Raw genomic sequence first — 18154 nt, forward strand, 5'->3', positions numbered from 1 at the left:
GACCTTTCCGAAATTCATCGCGCCCTCTCTTGAAGTGGATTAGCCAGAGGTGCCTTATAAAAGATGACTTCAATTCTCAAGAAATATCTTTTAGAGCAATTCCAGACTGGTACGACGACAAGGGGTCTGGAATGGCGGGCGAGCCCAATTATTCGCTGCGGGACGAGATACGCGACTATTGGTCGACGCGCGCCGAAACATTCGACCTTTCGGTGGGGCATGAAATCTTCTCACAGCGGGAACGCATGGCCTGGCACAGGCTGATGCTCAAGCACTTGGGCCCCGGGGATGGGCGTCGCGCGCTCGACCTCGCTTGCGGCACCGGGGTTGTATCCCATCTCATGCACGACCTGGGTTATGCCGTGACCGGGCTCGATTGGTCAGAGGCCATGCTTGCCCGCGCGCGTGCAAAGGCGACGCAGAGGGAAAGCGGCATCCGGTTTCTGATCGGCGACGCCGAGCGCACCCTTGAAAAAGGAGAAAGCTACGACGTCCTCGTCACCCGTCATCTCGTCTGGACGTTGGTGGATCCGCGAGCGGCGTTCGCCGAATGGTTCTCGCTGCTCAAGCCTGGCGGACGGCTGCTGATCATTGATGGTGATTTCGTCAGTAGGACCTGGGTTACCCCTCTGCGACAAGTCCTGGAAAGGGCTGTTGGCCGGACAGTCGGGCCAGTCCACGGAGTGGATCAGGCGATGGTGGGCCGCCATCGCAGCATCCTGTCACGGCTCCACTTTTCGCACGGCGCCAAAGCGGACGAGGTCTGCGCGCTTCTCGTCGAGGCTGGCTTCGAAATACCTGTGGTCGACACCCGGCTCGGCGCGATTCATCGCGCGCAGGCGCGGCACATGAACTTCCTCAAGGTCCTGGAACGGTCGATGCAACATCGCTACGCGATCTGCGTGACGAAGCCGGCCTTGCGCATGGGTTCGCCGACATGCTGACCAGCATCGGGCATCGTGCTCCGGAGGCCGGTGGCGCCAGCCCCCAGCTACTCGGTGCCGCCTGATCTACGGCATGGGCTATTCGGGGCATGGCGCGCAATTATCGACGCTGATCGGAAGTGTTTTAGCAGACATTGCAATGGGCCGCACGGATACCAATCCAATCGATGGCATGCACTGGAATGCAGTCCCGCTGCATACCGGCAGGCCGTGGTTCCTGCCGATGGTAGGCACCTATTATCGGCTAAAGGACATGCTAACTTGATTCCATCGAGAGGCCCCAATATGGCCGACCGACACGGCCAACAGAAGGATTCATCGTATCGGCACCTCTCGCTCTTGACCGGCCTCAAGGGACTCCAAAGAGATTCCCAAGATTTCAGTCGGTACCCGCAAGGAATGGAACAAGATCGCGAAGCACGGCTTCCGGCGCCTCTTCCGGAACGATGTGGCCACTACCTTTCACGACGACGCCGCGCAGTTGTTCTGTCACGTCGACGAGGATCGCGCGCGATCCGTCGCCGGCGGAAAACTCCCCGCCCATCGCCAGAACCGGCATCTTCAGTCGAGTTTTCCGGCGCTCCGTGTTCTGGGCGATCGTTTCCGGGATAGCTCGATAGTATGAAAAGCCCGCCCTGAGGGCGCCCGGGCTTGAATAGGCGGCGATGTAGGTGTCAACCGCGACCGCCTCGCGCTGAACCGACCACTGTTCGAACATCCAGGTGAGATATTGCGCCTCGCGACCCTGGATCAGCATCTCTGGGAGGTCAGAGAGCTGGTTGAACATGAAATGCCAGCGGAACTTGAGTTTCTCGACAGGGCCGAAGATTTCGGCATTTGGGGCGATCCCCGGAATGCTCGCATCCATGAGAGCGACGCGCTCCACCGCATCCGGGAAATCGGCTGCGAGCGCGTAGCCGATCCACTTGCCGATGTCGTGGCCAACGACCTGAAACCGCGCATATCCGAGCAAACGCATCAAGCCGTGCAGATCCGCCGCTGCGGTCGCGGTATCATATCCTCGAGCCGGCCGGCTCGACTGCCCGATGCCGCGGGGATCGACCGCGATAGCCTTGAAACCCGCCTCGGCGAGGCCTTTCATGACATGCCGCCAGACATACCAGGTCTGGGGCCAGCCGGGGATGAGCAGGACCGGCAGTCCATCGCCGACCGAAACATGGTGCAGGCGAACGTCGCCGACCTCGCTGTAGCCCTGAACGAAGCCGGCCTCAGAGTCATTCTCTACAGTTGTGCGTTGCATGACTTCCTCCTACACGCCCAGCCCGAGCATCCGGCGATTGGCATCCCGATCGGCACCCGTTCCGGCGAAGTCGTCGAAGACCTTGTCGGTGACCCTGATGATGTGGTCACGGATGAACGCAGCACCTTCGGCAGCTCCATCTTCCTGATTCTTCAGGCAGCATTCCCATTCCAGAACCGCCCAGCCTTCGAACCCGTATTGCGCGAGTTTTGAGAAGATCGGTCGGAACGCGACCTGGCCATCTCCCAGCGAGCGGAAGCGGCCCGCCCGGTCAGTCCAGCCCCGATATCCGCCGTAGACGCCTTGTCGACCGGTCGGATTGAACTCCGCGTCCTTGACGTGAAACATCCGGATGCGCTCGTGGTAAATGTCGATGTAGTCCAGGTATTTCAGTTGTTGCAGCAGCAGGTGGCTCGGATCGTAGAGGATGTTGCAGCGCCGATGGCCTCCGACCTTACCGAGGAACATTTCGAAGGTTTCGCCGTCATGCAGGTCTTCGCTCGGGTGAATTTCGTAGCAGAGGTCGATGCCTGATTCCTCGCAAGCCTCCAGGATTGGCAACCATCGCTTCGCCAATTCTTCGAATGCAATGTCTACGATCCCTTCCGGACGCTGAGGAAAAGGGAAAAAATAGGGCCACAGTAGCGCTCCCGAGAATGTTCCCATCGCGCTAAGCCCGAGCCTCCTCGAAGCCCTTGCCGCTAGGTTCACCTGCTGCACGGCCCACGCGCTTCGCTCGTTGGGCTTCCCGCGCAGAGCTTCTGGGGCAAAGCCGTCGCACATCGCGTCATAGGCCGGGTGCACGGCGACGAGTTGCCCAAAAAGATGGGTCGCGAGTTCCGTGATGACGATGCCACGCTCAGCGAGCATACCCTTGATGTCGTCGCAATAGGCCTGGCTTTCCGCCGCCTTTTCCACGTCGAACAGCCTCCGATCCCAAGCCGGTATTTGGACACCCTTGAAGCCGAGATTGGCGCACCAGTCGGCAATGCCCTCGAGGCTGTTGAATGGTGCGGCATCGGCACTGAATTGGGCGAGCATCAGGCCAGGCCCCTTCATCGTGTTCATATCATGGTCTCCTCGTGCACTTTGTTTGTCGATCGATAAACAATCACTTGCGCTGCCGAGTCAATCCTATTATTGGTCGCTCGCTCAAGAATAGACGAATAGATTGATTGCGAAGCAATTGGTCACGCTTTGGGAGGAAGCCGTGTCCTTGATCTATGAGCTTCACTACGGCTCGTTCGGCCATGTGAGCGTATTGGAGCTTTCGGATCCGCTAGCCGAGCACGCGCACTCGATGGCCAATCTCAGCGTCTGGCTCGAAGGGGACCCGGTCGAGCTAAGTGTAGCGTCGAAACGCGGCGGGTTCGATCAAGATCGGGCTACGCTCATCGCGCCGTTTGTATCTCATAGCGTCTCGCTACCTCAGGGAGGCCGCGCTAAGACGCTGTCATTCTATCTTGACCGGCGCTGGCTGGGGACCATTCTCGCTGGGGCCGATCCGACGAGCCGTTTTACGACGGTCGAACTGAAGCTCGACCGGACAAGCCAGGCCCTTGCCGCCGGGATTGGGCGCGACCTCGCCGGCGGCAACGGTCTCCAGATCGACGCACGTATGGAAGCACTGCTGCTCGGCTTGCTTGGCGCCGCGAAGGGCGGACGAGACAGTGCCGACGGAAGGCCCCCGCTCGATTTTCGCCTGTCAAAGGCCATCCGCTTGATGCAGGGCGATATCGCCCGCGAGCATTCGCTTAACGAGATCGCTCGCCACGCCGGGATGTCGCGGGCCCGTTTCTTTTCGATGTTCCGCGACCACATGGATCTCACACCAGGTACGTACTGGAACACCTTGCGCATCGAGCACGCTATTTCGATCATGAGACAGCAAGGAACGAACCTCACCCGGCTAGCCGGCGATCTGGGCTTCGATGCCCAAGGGAATTTTTCACGATTCTTCCGCCAGCAAACCGGCGTAGCGCCGAAGCAGTACCGCCGCGCAATGCGGCAAGCGATTTCCAGTAAGAAACGAGTGACAATCGAGACACATGCATGAAACTGCTTCGCTACGGGCCTGCCGGCGCCGAACGTCCCGGACTGCTGGATCGGGAAGGGCGAATTCGCGATCTGGGAGGAATTGTCCAGGACATCGCGGGGACGGCTCTGGCGCTGCCCTCGCTGGAGCGCATTGCCGCATTGGATCCCGAGACCCTGCCTCTCGCAGAGGGGGATCCACGTATAGGGCCATGTGAGATGTGCGGCTACTGCACGACTTGCTCGTATCGGCAGGCGACCAATTCGCTCTCCGCTATGCCGGCCTTCATGCCGTCGCCGCATGCCGCTTGGAGCGCGGTTATCGTCTTATGGGCATCGATATCGGCGCCGAGGACACCCCAATCGAGGCCGGCCTGGGCTTGGCTGTCGGTTGGAGCAAGCCAGACGATTTCATAGGGCGCCATATCGTGGAGGCCCCAGCGAGGCAAGGCGCCGCGCTCGCGCCTGCTTCAGTTCTCTCTCTTGGCGGCGCCGATAGCGCGCCAATTCTGATCGGCAATGAGGTGATCTGGCGCGACGACGAGCGTGTCGGCACCATTATGGACTTTGGTGGGCCCGGAGGGTGCTTGGAAAGTCAGAAATGTCAAAGGCTTATTCGACAGTGGGACTGTGTTGCGTTACTATGCTTTCCAATGTTTTCCGGTTATTTTGTCCCACCTTCTGATGCCGATTGCGTTCATTCGCCCACGAACGAGTGACATCCGCCTAGCTCAAGAGTTTCGGGGCCTGAGCAGGAATGATGCACCATTTCGAGACGTTCGAATTGGCGATTGGCATTGCAGTTTCATCCTAGACCAAGACTAGTTCTGCCAAGTTAGCGTCACCGCCTCCCGTTGCACCCGCTGCCAATCTGCCTCGGTCAATTTCCGATTCCACAAGCGTCGTTCCTGAATGAGCGTTCAGCCTTCCTAGTGGCAATTAGCCAGCGACACGTTGACCGTTCTCGTCATGCGCAGGTGAAATCTACGTCCGACCATAAACGTCGTCGAAGCGCACGATATCATCCTCGCCGAGATAGTCGCCGCTCTGCACTTCAATGATCACAAGGTCGATTCTGCCAGGGTTTTCCAGCCGATGCGTATGGCCGCAAGGGATGTAGGTCGACTCGTTGGTCGCCAGGAACAGCTCCCGGTCGCCGTTGACTATTTTCGCAGACCCGCTGACCACCACCCAGTGCTCGGAGCGATGGTAGTGCATTTGCAGGCTCAAACGTCTACCGGGCTTCACCTCGATGCGTTTGATCTTGAAGCGCTCGCCTTCCTCTAGAACCGTATAAGTACCCCATGGCCGGTGTACGGTGCTAGGGACCAGATGAGCTTCATGTCCGGAAGCCTTGAGGCCCTCGAACAGCTTCTTAACGTCCTGAACGCGGTCGCGGGATGCGACGAGCAAAGCATCCGGGGAATCCACGATCACCAGATCGCTGACGCCGACCGTTCCGATGACGCGCTTGTCGGAGCTCACGTAGCTGCCGGTCGTGTCGACCATGTGAACATCGCCGCGGATCCTGTTCCCGCTTTCGTCGGGGACGATCAAATCGGCCATTGCGTTCCAGGATCCAATGTCGTTCCAACCCATGTCGCAGGGAACCACGGCAAGTTTATTCGTCTTCTCCATGACAGCGTGGTCGAGCGAGATTCGCGGCGCGGAGCCGAAATGCTCAGGCGCGAGTTCGATTTTGGCAAAGCCATCGCCTTGACTGAACCGGCCGTTCTCGTAGCTGTCGGAGACGGCCTGGATCACCGCGGGGCAATGCGATGCCATCTCGTCGAGCATGGTTTGTGCGCTAAAGCAGAAAATGCCGGCATTCCAGAAGAAGCGCTTGGACGCGACATAGGCTTTGGCTGTGTCCAGATCCGGTTTTTCAACGAAACGGACGACTTTCTCACCATCCGCTTCGATATAGCCGAATGCGGTGTCCGGTCTGGTTGGGGTGATGCCCAATGTGGCGATCCGCCCGAGCTTCGCATGTTCGATGGCCCGGCCCATGACGTCTAAAAATGCAGGCAGGTTTCCAACCATGTGATCGGCCGGGAAGACGCATAGAATTGCGTCAGTGCCTTGCGTTGCCCGGGCATGAATGGCGGCTGCCGCCACGGCGGCGGTCGTATCGCGGCCTTCAGGCTCGAGCAGAAAGGTGCGCGGCAGGACCACGGAATCCAGTTCGTCAAAGTCGTCCTTCGTAACGAAGAGGTGTTCGCCGGATATCACACCGACGAGTTCCACTACGCCCTCTATCGAAGCGGCGCGCAGCACAGTGTGCTGAATGAGAGAATGTCCATCGGCTACTTTGAGGAAAGGTTTGGGGTGCGATTGCCTCGAAGCGGGCCATAGCCGCGATCCGGCTCCACCGCTGATAATGACAGGAACCACTTTCATTAAACAACCTCGATTTCGTCTCTGGACGTCATTGCCCGCGCCCTTAGCGTCAGCGTCACGACCGCCGTCGCTCTGGGATGGTCTTGCGGCGCTCCGAGTAACAGCGAAGTTCTGGCGCGTTGCCGGACGGCCGCAGATGAATGATCTCGTCATTCTGTATTCGTGCCCTAAGGCCGTCGGTTTTCATCGACGTCGGCAACAGTCCCGAATGGAGCCAAGAACTGCTGCAGTGTGTCCGGATCCTCGAGCCTGCGGATCAAGCTGAGCAGCTGCGGGACATTTAGCGTATGCCATGGCCCGCCTCTCGTGGACTGCGGTCGATGTCTCTATGCCTGTTCGTTGCATCTGCCGAATTGTCCAGATAGCGGGTCCTAATCAAGATGAGAGATTCTTTGGCTGCCTTCTATCAAAATCAAACGACTTGGGTCCTTCAGATTGAACTCAATTACCCGCGGTACGAAAAGGCGTGCATATCGTGTAAAGGCGCTCGTCGGAGGAAACCGAATTACGGTATCGCAGCGCCCGAGAAGATACATCTCAACGAGGGCGGAAATTCCGCCGTCAATCCCGAGTGCTGCAGTGTGCAAGGGGCCATCTTGATCGGATCGGAAACGCTTGGGGACGGTGAGAAGATCGGGAAACCTGGCCGACAGGTGATCCAGGATCTGCGCGCTGTCCGTGCACAAGAACAGCCGCACAGGCTTGGGGTGCGGTAACGCTTTAGCCTTATCAACCGCAGTGCACACTTGTCGAACGGCGAACTCCGGATCGGCCCAGTAGGGCGCATGGTCCATGATGTCTTCACCGTTACCATGTCGAACATGAACCCCGATGATGCTGTGCCCCTCAAAACATTCTTGGTAAATGGCATCTATGCGTGTTTGAATTTCAGACCGAGGCTTGACACTCTGGAAGACCTGCCGCTCGGCATCCTCATCGCAGCGCCACATCAAACAAGCGTCACACACTACTGTGTTCGCTTCGACATCGTGTTCGGCCTGAAAGAGCTCGCCCAACGCGTCGCGCTCTTGGAAAATCTGCTCATCTGGGCGGTAAAGGCAGTCGATCGCTGGCTTATTCCACCACTCCGGGAAGAAGGGACCCGGGAAGGAAAAGTCGTTGATCCGGTCGTCGCAAATAGCCGGTACGCCAGCGATGTCATTGATCGGTTGGAAGAACACCGGAAAGGCATTTGTGAAGGGTTGGTCGAGATAGCAGGACCCGCGCCAGTCGACGGCGAGCGTTCGTCCCGACCGCTGAGCGTAGCGCCAAGCGGCCGCCAGCGACCACAGACAATCACCGAACCCCGTACGCCTCTGAGAGACGACGAACCGGCGCTCTACCAATCCACTGACCTGCATTTTCGGAAATCTCGTTTCAGAGACGAGGTTGCATCTGACTTGGGATCTCTTAATCGATACTAGTCGACCGTTACGCCGGGCGATTTGGTAGAGGCTGCGCCGTGGGGCAGAGAGCTCCGTCAGCACTGCCTATCCTTATCTCTGTGACGCTCGCAAATCTTGACGCCGGTACACTCGCTCCGGTTTAAATTCAGCGTTCTCTAATGCGCCCGGCGACATGTGTAAAATTGATTGCGTGGATGTGGCCCATCCATGTGTTGGATACTAAGGCGTTCCTTGACGATGAGCTCTGCTGACGTGGGGCCGCGCCTTGCTAAGCGAAACAGCCGGTCGAGGCAGTCCACAAAGTCCCTTTTTCAAGTCCAATTCTTAACTGCCTCAACCTAACATGGCATTTGCGGGGCGTTTCCTGAAGGACGGATGTGCAGGACCCGCCAGCCGTCGAATGTCAGGCGCAGGCCATCCACGTCATTTATGGCCATCATGGCGTCCGGTCCCATCGAAAGATGCGACACGGCGCCCTCTGACGCTTTCAAGTGCGCCAACATGGCGCAACTCCTGCCGGATAGCTTTCGATCCGGCTGGACTGAGCGACTGGCACGCGATGCTGTGCGACGACGGCCGAGAGAGGAATTTTGGCGTCTGCAACCATGTGGAGGATCGTTCCGACGGTTCTGCTGGTTCTGGGTGTCGGAGCCGACACCTGTGCGAACCCGCTTTCGTCCGTTTTCGAAAGGCCCTTGAGGTTCATGACCCTGTTGTTCGCCGAGATCACCCGCCAGTTCAGCGATCCAGGTGAAGATCGGCACGCTTGTCGATGCGGCGATCATCGCCTCGGCCAGCGAAGACGATGAAGAGGGCCAGGGTCAAGCACAAGGGCCGACCAGCGTTTCATTGCTTCAAAGCCCATTTCGGTGCCTACGCCGATACGGCCCTTGTCGAGGAGATCGCCGTCACGGCGCCCACACCGAGGACGGCAACGCCGTTCCTGATGCTCTGCCCGACAATCCCGGCGAAGGGTTTGCCGACAGCGCCTACCCAGGCAATCATCTCGGCGACGCGGTGCGCGCCAAGCGTGGAAGGCCGCGCATCATCGCAACCGCTATGTGGGGGCGCGACGAGGCCGAAAGCTCGACGCCTGGAACCACCGATCCACAGAATTTGTAGTCGGATCGAGAAGATCTTCGGTACCTGGAAACGAAGCTACGACCTTCGCCGGATGCGATGGCGAGGGCTGGCAAAGGCAGCCGTTCAAATCCGCCGCACTGCGAATCGCCTACATATGAAACACAGTTTGATGGTCGCTTCGTCCCCCATCGTTGAAGCTCGTTGAAGCCCAGCCACCGTTTTCCGGCTCGCCGCCCGAAATTCATGGAGGTCAATACGAAATGCCTTACCCGCGCTTTTCGCCGCCGTCTCAGATGTGCGGTTCGCCCGAAGCCGCCCACTGACACGAACTTTGTCTTCGCGCGGAGGGAAACCTAGCACCCACGGTTGTGCCGCCGATGGTGCCGCGCTGCGCTGTCAAACAATCCACTTTATGGATGCACCTCATCCAAACAATCGATTTCACGGATCAAAACAATTTCCATTAGAAGACGCTGAAGCAGGCAAAGATTACCTGGTTAGCGCAAAGCAGCCCGCATGTGCGACTTAGGCAGGTTAGCGGCGAGACTCTGTTTTGCTATGCCTCGAAGCAGGAGCAGGTGTGCTCGCCGGCTGACACTGTCAATGACGAGCTCCGTACCGCATCTGTCGAAGTCCTACCATAGGCTATGGGGCGGGCCGCAGTTTGCTGGCGGTGTGGCGAGCCAGATTCGAAACTTCAACTATAATAGAGCAGGAAGAAAATGGGCGAGAACAGGAAAGTTGCTCTGGTTACGGGCATAACGGGACAGGATGGTGCCTATCTCACCCGTCTTCTGCTGGAAAAAGGCTACATCGTTCATGGGATTAAGCGACGTTCCTCTTCCTTCAACACGGGTCGCATCGAAGACATCTACCAAGACCCGCACGATCCCGATCCGCGCCTAATTTTGCATTACGGTGACCTCACTGATGCGACCAATCTCATCCGAGTAGTTCAGGAATCCCAGCCAGACGAGATTTACAACTTGGCCGCTCAGAGCCATGTCCAGGTGTCGTTCGAAACGCCGGAATACACAGCAAACGCCGACGGTATCGGAACATTGCGACTTCTTGAGGCGATCCGCCTCCTCGGTCTGAAGGACAAGACCCGCTTCTATCAGGCCTCGACTTCAGAGCTCTACGGCCTCGTGCAATCCGTACCGCAGAACGAAACAACGCCCTTTTATCCGCGCAGCCCTTACGCCGCCGCCAAGCTCTACGCCTACTGGATCGTGGTCAACTATCGCGAGGGCTATGGTATCCACGCTTCCAACGGCATTCTCTTTAATCATGAAAGCCCACTGCGCGGCGAAACTTTTGTGACGCGCAAGATCACCCGCGCCGCCGCTGCTATCTACCTCGGCAAGCAGGACAAGCTTTATCTCGGCAATCTCGATGCTCAACGCGATTGGGGCCATGCGCGTGAGTACGTGCGTGGTATGTGGATGATGATGCAGCAGGATCAACCGGATGATTACGTGCTGGCGACGGGCAAGACGACCCCTGTCCGCCAATTCGTCGAATGGGTTTTCGAAGATGTCGGCGTCGAGCTCGAATGGCGTGGTGAGGGAGTCGACGAAAAGGGCTATGATGTCGAGACCGGCAGATGCCTGGTCCAAGTAGACCCACGCTACTTCCGCCCCACGGAAGTCGATCTTCTCCTGGGCGACGCCACCAAGGCGAAGGAGAAGCTCGGCTGGATGCATGAGACATCCGTGCGCGAGCTCGCCGCGGAAATGGTGCGGGAAGACCTCAAGGTCATGCAGACATCGGTAATAATGAAGGAAGCATAATGTACGATCTGAAGGGAAAAAGCCGTAGTGGGTCGCGGGCAACAAGGGTATGGTGGGTAGCGCTGTTGTACGCCGCCTCGGCGTCTGAAGACTGCAAAGTTGTTGCCGCGGAAAGCGGTAGTTCCGTTACCGACCCATAACCAACCGGCAGTCTGTAGTTGATTGGTCCACAGCGGAACCTGCGGCGCGACAATGAAGCTGTGAGCGTTGCGTCAATTAAAATGAGAATGCTGGCGGGTTGGAACGCAGGCAGGGCGTAGCCCGACTGGAGTTGGACGGCCGGAGCACATCCACGAGCTGACGCCTGGGACCCGTTCTGGCTCTAGCCTCGTAACCGACCCGGGCGGCACGGCCAACCGCTCCCTGTCCGCCGGCGAGTCAGCTTAGGGGCGCTACTTGCTCGTTGGGACGAGACCAACGACCGCTTCCCACGTCGGCCGGACCATCCATTGCCTCATCACTCATCTGAAGTATGAACACGCCAACCGACCGCGTGCGTCGTCAGTATCAGTGGGGGGCAAATTCGCCGGGAACAACTTTTATTCTGGAAACAACCGGCATGCTCATCTGCCGAAAGACGTCTGGCGGACTGAGCCCATTGAAAGTTGATAAGGCACATGGGCGCCACATCGCGCGGGATCAAGCTTCGAAGAAGGCGCGTAGCGCGGACTTCCGAACCGTTCAAAGTCATGAAGCAATCGAGGGCGCCGCGATTGCCCCGGAAAGATATTCCTTCGCGGTAGCTCGCAAGCGATCGGCGTGGTCATAGATTTCGTCGAGCGAGTCGATCTTAACCTTCTCTTCCTTCTCACAATCGAAAAGCCCAAGATATTTAACCGACCTGTTAAACCACAGCCGAGCCAAGGGCTTACGGTTGTTGTTGTCGACCAGGATCCCGCAATAGCTTTTCTGATCGCGCATGATCACCCTGGCTGGCTTTAAAAGGTCCCGGACGATTGCCCGCACAACCATGAAGCCCTCTCGCTCGTCCTCAGTGGTCACAACCTCTTCTTCGGCGCCAAGTCCGTCGGCGCCAATTTCTGAAACCTCAGTCTCGGCCAACGCTGTGGAAAGACGTGACTGAACGGATTCTCGAACGATCTCGCGAAAAGCCGCTTTGACCATGGGTGTGAATTGCTCCTTCACCTGGGCGGTGAACCGTCCTTGGTAAAGGCCGCCAGTCACCATCCGCACAAAATCCTCTGGTGGATTCTCCATCACGCTTCCAATTTCTTTCTTGATCGCCGATGTATATTTCAAGCGGTGAGCGGATTGCAGAATCCCATCCACATTGAAATCCGCTTTCGCGAATTTCTTCAACTCGGAGATCAATTGCCCCTGTAGGTCCGAAAGATCGAACGTGAGGAACGGTCGGTCATCGAGCTTGTTTGGTGCAACTAAGTCCGTATGAAAATGGAACGCGCGACCGTTCGTCAAAATGGCGAATTTTGCGTTAGTGACGGAAAAATACCTGTATAACTGCGCGAGATGTACTCGATCAAGAACTGTGGTTATCGGTTTGCATTCAACAAGAATCCTGATTTCCCCGTCAATTTTTATGGCGTAGTCAACTTTCTCGCCCTTCTTCCCCACTGCGTCGGCACAAAATTCAGGGATGACCTCGTCAGGATTGAAAACGTCGTAATCTAACGCTGAGAGAAAGGGCAGTACTATCGCTGTCTTTAAGGCCTCCTCTGTAAGCATTGCGCTCGAATGCGTCTTGATGCGATCAGCAAGAACGCGAAGTTTTTCTTCAACACTCATGAGCCCCTCCCCCAAATTGAGATAGGTAAGATCGTGCAAAAATTCCGTTTGCGCAAGTCAATGTAAGCTGGCCTCTTAGAAAGAGGCGAATGCCACATCGCGCATACAAGGTCGCTCAACGATTTGCGATGGCCGGTTTGACGTGCACGGTCCGATATCGACATGCTGAGGAGGCTACCCGGCTCGTCAAGACGGAATGCCGTGCGACCAACCGATGTGTTCAAAATGGCTGTGAGGTCGAGCACGCAGCGCGGAATCCGGCGACGTATGCCCGAGCCCTACACGACTGACCCATCCGACTGGGTACAAAGCCTCTCAGGGGCTCTTAGGTCTTAATATTCTTGTGAAATGAGACGCTGTACTGTGGACCTCAAGCTAAGCTTCATGTGAAAACCCGCGTGCGGGCCATTGTTTTCGTTTGATTGAACCCTTCGTTACCCTTAAACTTTGACGTATGAAGTTCGTAAAACACAACATACGTCGGCCACCTGTCCCTGCCGGTATCTTACAGCTCTGGATCAGGCTGTTGCAAAGGGAGCACTCGGGAAACCTGTTTCTTTCGATCTATTTCTTGAAATCCTTTGGGAATGTGGTTCGATCCACGAACAAGCGTATGTCGACCATCTGAAGGCCTCCGGTTTCTCCGGTCAGGGTCGGTCACAAGCTGACCATTGAGCACAATCAGCATAGTGACTCGCATGGAAGGCCATCGCTGTCGCGGTCCAGCTTCCCGCCCCAGGAGCAGTTGTTCAAATACCAATTTGCCTCGTCACATGAACTGATCTGAGGGCATGTTCGGCGGGGTTGGCAGGACCAACTTTGCGCAAGAGCATGCGGGCTGACCAGGCCTAGTGGTGGCTTGCTGGGCGAATGTTCGGCCTCCCGGTGGTTAGTGCGCCAGTCCCAAGGCGCTTGAAAAACTCCGATCCAGATGCCGCGCTTTGAAGCCTTTGCCGCAGCCTGTTGCGAGGCATAGGCTCCACTGCTGTATTTCGGCCAATCGAGCGCATGACCGTTCTCGACCAACCAGCCAGCAACGCTAACCGCGTCCACACGAGTACAGCTGCCAACGTAACGGCCATATCGATCCCAACTGACGAACTGGCAGCGGGTCGGCCTTGATTTCGAAAGAAACTCGCGGAGGGCCGCTGCTGCCTTTGCACCGCAGTGGTAGCGAAAGCCCTTTGCATCGTCGCATAGTTGGCTGCTTTCGGGAGCGTCAATGCCGTTGAGGCGAACGCGCCGCCCATGAATTTCAATCGTGTCGCCATCAATGACCAATGCGACTCCCTCGAGCGGGCCCGGGTCGTCCAGAGACCGAAGGATTTGGAGTTTTCCCAAATCGGAACGGCCCACATTGATATAGCCGACCGCCACGAGAGCCGCTAAACATGTCGCAATCCAAATGGACGCTCGGAGAGGTCCTAGCCGTCCAGATTCTGCGGATTGCCTGCCGAAGCGAGTGATCTTGCCCATCAAATCAACCGCCGGTTGGGCTCACGCCCCACATATTCCCTGGCTGGCGGCCAGCCAAAGTCCCGATGATCACGACCCCCTTCATTGCCTAAGCCCTCCCATAGCGCAGATAACATCGCGCAATGTTAATGTGCGCGCAAGGGGAAGCAAACGAGGCCGTGAAATTGCCCGGATGGTAAAAAATCGTGCGAGCTGGCGGTCTCGATTTTTGGTCTTTTACTTCGACATGGACAGGAAGTTCGCTGCGAAAACTACTCAGTGGCCGCCGTTTTTGCGTACGTGGTATGGCGGCCGATCGATATTTAAGTCGTCGTGGAAATCTGTAATATTAGCGATGTGACAGATTGCCTGACAGGCTCCCTACGCCCGGGTAGCACCGTGAACTAATTCCATCCTCCGGAGAATGGCGGCGCCTCGTGAAATTGGCGCGCCTTGACGTTGCCACTCTTTTACTTTTACTCGGTATTTCAACGAAAAGCGGGTAACTATGGGCGGGACGCATTTTGGTAAGCAGGGCATTATCGGGTCTGTTGGAAAGCGCGCGACGGCCGCCTCACGATAAAGTCGCCTCGATTGAGACTTTTCCTGATCTAGATGCAAACCGTATCGCAAGAGAGATGCGGCTCGAAGATCTCGGCCAAGAACGAGGCGAAAGGAACGAGCCGCCTTCCATTTCCACGTCCCTTGACGACATTGAAGCCGCGATAATCGAACGCGTCGAAATGGAAAAAAAACAGTCTCACGGTGCGCTTGAAGACGAGCTTCGCACCTATTCCGAACGCCTCTCCTCACTGGATTTTGAGGGTAAGTTCGCCGCCATTCGCCATGCCGCTCCTGCATGCGTTGGCGAGTTCAAGGCCGAAGTTGCGAAAGGGCTGGATGACCTACACAGCCTACGAGACAATTTCCGAGAGGCTCACAACGAGCGTGACGAATTCCGCCGCACGCATAACCTGTCTCGTAGCGCACGGGTTCAGGGCCGCGCGAGCACGCTTTTGAAGATCGCTATCCTCGTCTGCATCTTTGTATTCGAGACCATTCTGAATGGACAGTTTTTGGCCGTCGACAATGAAAGTGGCTTGTTAGGGGGTATTGCCCTAGCTTTCTCCTTCGCATTTGTGAATATCACTTGCGCCTTGATTCTTGCGCTATTTGGCGTGGTTCAACTCAATCACCGCTCTTTGCTTCGCAAACTCATAGGTTTCGTGAGCCTGGCATTCTACATCGCGGTCGCGCTAGGATTGAATCTTGCCCTGGCACACTACCGTGATGTATCAGCAATATTGGCCGAGAACCCGGGTCGGCTCGTCATGGAGCGCATGCGGCACATACCCTTGCAATTGGACGATGTAAACTCGTGGGTGTTTTTGGCAATCGGCACATTATTCTCGCTCATCGCGTTTATCGATGGGCTGTTTTTGTCAGACCCTTATCCCGGCTTCGCTGCTACGCAGAAGCGGCTTGAGGAGCGCCGGGCAGCCTATTCCAGGGGGCGGCGGGCGCTTATCGACAGACTCAGCGACATTAGAGATGATTACCGCGATGAGATGGAGGAATTGAACCGTGACCTCTCCGTCCGGCGCGGAGAGCATGATGCGATCCTTACCAATCGCGCACGCTTCATCCAGCTATTTGCAGAACACCAAAATCAGTTGGAACGGACTGCAACCCTGCTCCTGTCTACCTACAGGGAGGCAAACAAGGCAGCACGTAGTACCAAGCCGCCCAAGCGCTTCTCTGCCCCATACAAGCGTCAACGAATACCGGTCGTTGCAAGCATGGCAGGCGAATGGAGAGGCGAAGAACTGCGTGATCGAATTCTTGCGACACAGGACGTGCTGACCGAGCAGGTCGGTGCCATTCACCGAGAATTCGAGAACGCCGTCGATCGCTACCGCCAGCTCGATGAACTCGTTCCGGAACAAAGGGCTTCAGATGTCGCGCCGTCAGCGTAGTAGGCGGCGCCCCGGTGACGCTTCCGAAATCGGAAAGATTATTACCGCCGCGGCGATTCTCCTGGTTTGTGTCGCGATTGCCGTTTTCCTGGGCTACTCGTATCTAAGTCGGCCAGCACGAGTAGCCCTTTCACAGGAATCGCTTTGTCCGGAAGATGGGCCACATTCCAAGATGATCGTGCTTCTCGATCGATCCGACAATCTTCCCGACATCACCAAAAGCGAAATAAAGACCTACCTTCTGGACATTGCTGACACGACCCCGAAATACGGCCTATTGGAGCTCCGTCTGCTTGACCCAAACATTGCGGGTGGCGCCGTTGTGTTTAGCAGGTGCAATCCTGGCGATGGCTCTGATCTGAGTGCTTTCGATTCCAATCCCAAACTAGCCAAAAACCATTGGAAGCAAGCTTTTCAGGACCCCCTCGAGGCCGCCCTTAAAAACCTGGCGGGGTCCCCGTCTGATACCTCACCCATCATGGAAACGATCCAGCGTATTGCCGTGGATCAATTTTCCGGCCGCAAAGCGGAGGAGATGCCGAAAAACCTCACGGTCATCTCCGATATGATCGAGCATGTGTCAGACTATTCACAGTACAGAGGCAACTTAGCGTTCGAGGAATTTGCGCGCACGCCTGCCTATCGGCGCTTGCGAACGGATCTTCATGGCGCAGCGGTGACGGTCAAATACCTGGTTCGTCTGAACACTAAGATCGACAGCGCGAAGCACATTCAGTTCTGGCGCGATTGGATTGCAGAAAGCCATGGCTCGCGGCTTGATGCCGACAAGCTTCAGGGAGCTGGATAATGGCGCGCGAAGCTGAAGAACGGGCCGGCGATGCCTGGTACACCGCAGGCATATTCTCCCTTTTTGTCCTTTTTGGTTGCGGCTTTATCATCGCTGCCAAACTGGACCGCTATTCGGCTCTCGTAGTCACCGCGACCCCGGTTGTCGTTATGCTGGTTTACGCAGTCGTGGTAAAAGCCATCCGGTTCTTGCGAATTCGCGACGATCAAGCCGGCGACAATCTTTACTACATGGGTTTTCTTTTCACGCTGACGAGCCTCGGCGTATCCCTCTATCAATTCTCGGCGGATGGTGCCGCAGAAGAGATCGTCCGCAATTTTGGCGTGGCAATCGGCTCAACCATCGCAGGCGTCGCGCTTCGAGTGATCTTCAATCAGATGCGTCGCGATCCTGTTGAAGTCGAACACGCGGCGCGTCTGGAGTTGTCCGAAGCTGCGCGCAAAGTCCGCCGCGAGTTGGACAAGACGGTGGTGGAACTCAGCCATTTTCGTCGCTCATCGCACCAGGCGATTTCGGAAGGGTTTGAAGAAGTCCGACGCGGCATGCAGGAAGTTTCCGGCCGAATTCTCGGCAACTTCGAAGATATGACGTCTCAGGCCCGTAAGCCCTTTGAAGCCGCTTCGGAAAGCTCGAGCATTGCATTGACATCACTTGCCGGAACCATAACTGAAAGTCTGGAGACTGCGGCAAATCATCTTGCCGATGAGAACAAGAAGCTTGCCAGTGCTGCGACACGCATCGTCAGTCAATTCGAGGCGACGACCGATAAGCTGGCGGCGATGCAAACTCCGGACAACATCATCGAAATCAAAATCGAGCCGCTCGTTAGTTCATTGTCCAAGGCGGTCGAAGAATTTGGCGTTCTCGTTCGAAGCCACGCTGACGCCGGTTCCCAAGTTGTTGCCGAGAGCCGCTCCACAGCAATGGAAATTCGATCGAACAGCCATGCCATTCGTGAGCTTGCTACGGCCATCTCATCGTCGTTGACAACGATCCAAAGCAGCGTCCGTTCGATCGAAGTCCACGAAGAGCGCTTCCAGCCAATCACGGAGGCTATCAACTCAGCGAGCAAAAATCAGACCGAGGACCGGGCTCTTATTCACGTCATTGGCAGTCGACTGGAGGCCCTTTTCCGACTGCTAAGTCAACGCCAGCCGCCATTGACAACCGAGCCGAAAGAGTAGCACGAATGCAAGGTCGCGCGGCGATCGCAGATGACATGGCCGCGTA

14 protein-coding genes and 1 pseudogene are annotated in these 18154 nt (G+C 56.8%); 9 read left to right on the forward strand and 6 right to left on the reverse strand.

All coding sequences use genetic code 11. The features are described 5' to 3' along the window. The first annotated feature begins 131 nt into the window (after positions 1 to 131). Together NKI22_RS21590 and NKI22_RS21595 are read left to right on the forward strand one after the other, a co-directional pair. Positions 132 to 944: a class I SAM-dependent methyltransferase gene (locus tag NKI22_RS21590; protein ID WP_352815128.1), complete on the forward strand. Its 813-nt coding sequence runs from the start codon at positions 132 to 134 to the stop codon at positions 942 to 944. 61 nt (positions 945 to 1005) lie between these two features. Continuing rightward, a pseudogene (locus tag NKI22_RS21595) lies at positions 1006 to 1209 on the forward strand (FAD-dependent oxidoreductase); the annotation flags it as partial. A gap of 114 nt (positions 1210 to 1323) precedes the next feature. Here NKI22_RS21595 and NKI22_RS21600 read toward each other — a convergent pair. After that, positions 1324 to 2205 carry an alpha/beta fold hydrolase gene (locus NKI22_RS21600; protein ID WP_352815126.1) on the reverse strand — a complete coding sequence of 294 codons (882 nt, stop codon included), beginning with the start codon at positions 2203 to 2205 and terminating at the stop codon, positions 1324 to 1326. 9 nt (positions 2206 to 2214) lie between these two features. Then, the gene (locus NKI22_RS21605; protein ID WP_352815124.1) at positions 2215 to 3273 is read right to left on the reverse strand and encodes a sugar phosphate isomerase/epimerase family protein; all 1059 of its coding nucleotides are present in this window, start codon (positions 3271 to 3273) and stop codon (positions 2215 to 2217) included. A gap of 148 nt (positions 3274 to 3421) precedes the next feature. On the opposite strand from NKI22_RS21605, the gene NKI22_RS21610 reads away from it, so the two are divergent. Together NKI22_RS21610 and NKI22_RS21615 are read left to right on the forward strand one after the other, a co-directional pair. After that, complete coding sequence (locus NKI22_RS21610; protein WP_352483196.1) at positions 3422 to 4261, forward strand: helix-turn-helix transcriptional regulator; 840 nt, start codon at positions 3422 to 3424, stop codon at positions 4259 to 4261. A 199-nt stretch (positions 4262 to 4460) separates the two neighbouring features. After that, on the forward strand, positions 4461 to 4958 hold the full coding sequence (locus NKI22_RS21615) for a hypothetical protein (protein ID WP_352958844.1): 498 nt from the start codon (positions 4461 to 4463) through the stop codon (positions 4956 to 4958). A 265-nt stretch (positions 4959 to 5223) separates the two neighbouring features. Here NKI22_RS21615 and NKI22_RS21620 read toward each other — a convergent pair whose 3' ends face one another. After that, a complete protein-coding gene (locus tag NKI22_RS21620; RefSeq protein WP_352958846.1) occupies positions 5224 to 6639 on the reverse strand; it encodes a mannose-1-phosphate guanylyltransferase/mannose-6-phosphate isomerase in 1416 nt (471 codons plus the stop codon). 371 nt (positions 6640 to 7010) lie between these two features. Continuing rightward, positions 7011 to 8000 (reverse strand): nodulation protein NodZ, encoded by a 990-nt coding sequence (locus tag NKI22_RS21625; protein WP_352958848.1) that lies wholly within the window; start codon positions 7998 to 8000, stop codon positions 7011 to 7013. 795 nt (positions 8001 to 8795) lie between these two features. Between NKI22_RS21625 and NKI22_RS21630 the strand changes: the two genes are divergently transcribed. Together NKI22_RS21630 and gmd are read left to right on the forward strand one after the other, a co-directional pair. Continuing rightward, positions 8796 to 9167, forward strand: coding sequence for a hypothetical protein (locus NKI22_RS21630; protein WP_352895862.1), 372 nt, complete (start codon positions 8796 to 8798; stop codon positions 9165 to 9167). A 683-nt stretch (positions 9168 to 9850) separates the two neighbouring features. Further along, positions 9851 to 10921: a GDP-mannose 4,6-dehydratase gene (gmd, locus tag NKI22_RS21635; RefSeq protein ID WP_352895865.1), complete on the forward strand. Its 1071-nt coding sequence runs from the start codon at positions 9851 to 9853 to the stop codon at positions 10919 to 10921. 687 nt (positions 10922 to 11608) lie between these two features. Here the strand turns inward: gmd and NKI22_RS21640 are convergent. Next, positions 11609 to 12685 carry a type I restriction enzyme HsdR N-terminal domain-containing protein gene (locus NKI22_RS21640; RefSeq protein WP_352895867.1) on the reverse strand — a complete coding sequence of 359 codons (1077 nt, stop codon included), beginning with the start codon at positions 12683 to 12685 and terminating at the stop codon, positions 11609 to 11611. Between the two features lie 681 nt (positions 12686 to 13366). Then, entirely contained in the window at positions 13367 to 13966 is a 600-nt protein-coding gene (locus tag NKI22_RS21645; RefSeq protein WP_352895869.1) for a thermonuclease family protein, read from the reverse strand. An 812-nt stretch (positions 13967 to 14778) separates the two neighbouring features. Here NKI22_RS21645 and NKI22_RS21650 point away from each other — a divergent pair. The 3 genes from NKI22_RS21650 (at position 14779) to NKI22_RS21660 (ending at position 18108) form a co-directional block, all read left to right on the forward strand. Further along, positions 14779 to 16116: a hypothetical protein gene (locus tag NKI22_RS21650; protein WP_352958852.1), complete on the forward strand. Its 1338-nt coding sequence runs from the start codon at positions 14779 to 14781 to the stop codon at positions 16114 to 16116. Between the two features lie 172 nt (positions 16117 to 16288). Further along, entirely contained in the window at positions 16289 to 16924 is a 636-nt protein-coding gene (locus NKI22_RS21655; protein ID WP_352704225.1) for a hypothetical protein, read from the forward strand. Further along, entirely contained in the window at positions 16924 to 18108 is a 1185-nt protein-coding gene (locus NKI22_RS21660) for a hypothetical protein (RefSeq protein WP_352958854.1), read from the forward strand. Before NKI22_RS21655 ends, NKI22_RS21660 begins: the two co-directional genes overlap by 1 nt. The last annotated feature ends 46 nt before the right edge of the window (positions 18109 to 18154 follow it).

Origin of the sequence: Mesorhizobium sp. M0778, assembly GCF_040320105.1 — a bacterium.
In the GTDB taxonomy this organism is placed as follows: Bacteria; Pseudomonadota; Alphaproteobacteria; order Rhizobiales; family Rhizobiaceae; genus Mesorhizobium.

Bases quoted from the DNA above. Each gene is read 5' to 3' on its own strand.
- NKI22_RS21590 (WP_352815128.1), top strand. From the start codon at position 132: ATGGCGGGCGAGCCCAATTATTCGCTGCGGGACGAGATACGCGACTAT.
- NKI22_RS21600 (WP_352815126.1), bottom strand. From the start codon at position 2,205: ATGCAACGCACAACTGTAGAGAATGACTCTGAGGCCGGCTTCGTTCAG.
- NKI22_RS21605 (WP_352815124.1), bottom strand. From the start codon at position 3,273: ATGAACACGATGAAGGGGCCTGGCCTGATGCTCGCCCAATTCAGTGCC.
- NKI22_RS21620 (WP_352958846.1), bottom strand. From the start codon at position 6,639: ATGAAAGTGGTTCCTGTCATTATCAGCGGTGGAGCCGGATCGCGGCTA.
- NKI22_RS21625 (WP_352958848.1), bottom strand. From the start codon at position 8,000: ATGCAGGTCAGTGGATTGGTAGAGCGCCGGTTCGTCGTCTCTCAGAGG.
- gmd (WP_352895865.1), top strand. From the start codon at position 9,851: ATGGGCGAGAACAGGAAAGTTGCTCTGGTTACGGGCATAACGGGACAG.
- NKI22_RS21640 (WP_352895867.1), bottom strand. From the start codon at position 12,685: ATGAGTGTTGAAGAAAAACTTCGCGTTCTTGCTGATCGCATCAAGACG.
- NKI22_RS21650 (WP_352958852.1), top strand. From the start codon at position 14,779: ATGCGGCTCGAAGATCTCGGCCAAGAACGAGGCGAAAGGAACGAGCCG.
- NKI22_RS21655 (WP_352704225.1), top strand. From the start codon at position 16,289: ATGATCGTGCTTCTCGATCGATCCGACAATCTTCCCGACATCACCAAA.
- NKI22_RS21660 (WP_352958854.1), top strand. From the start codon at position 16,924: ATGGCGCGCGAAGCTGAAGAACGGGCCGGCGATGCCTGGTACACCGCA.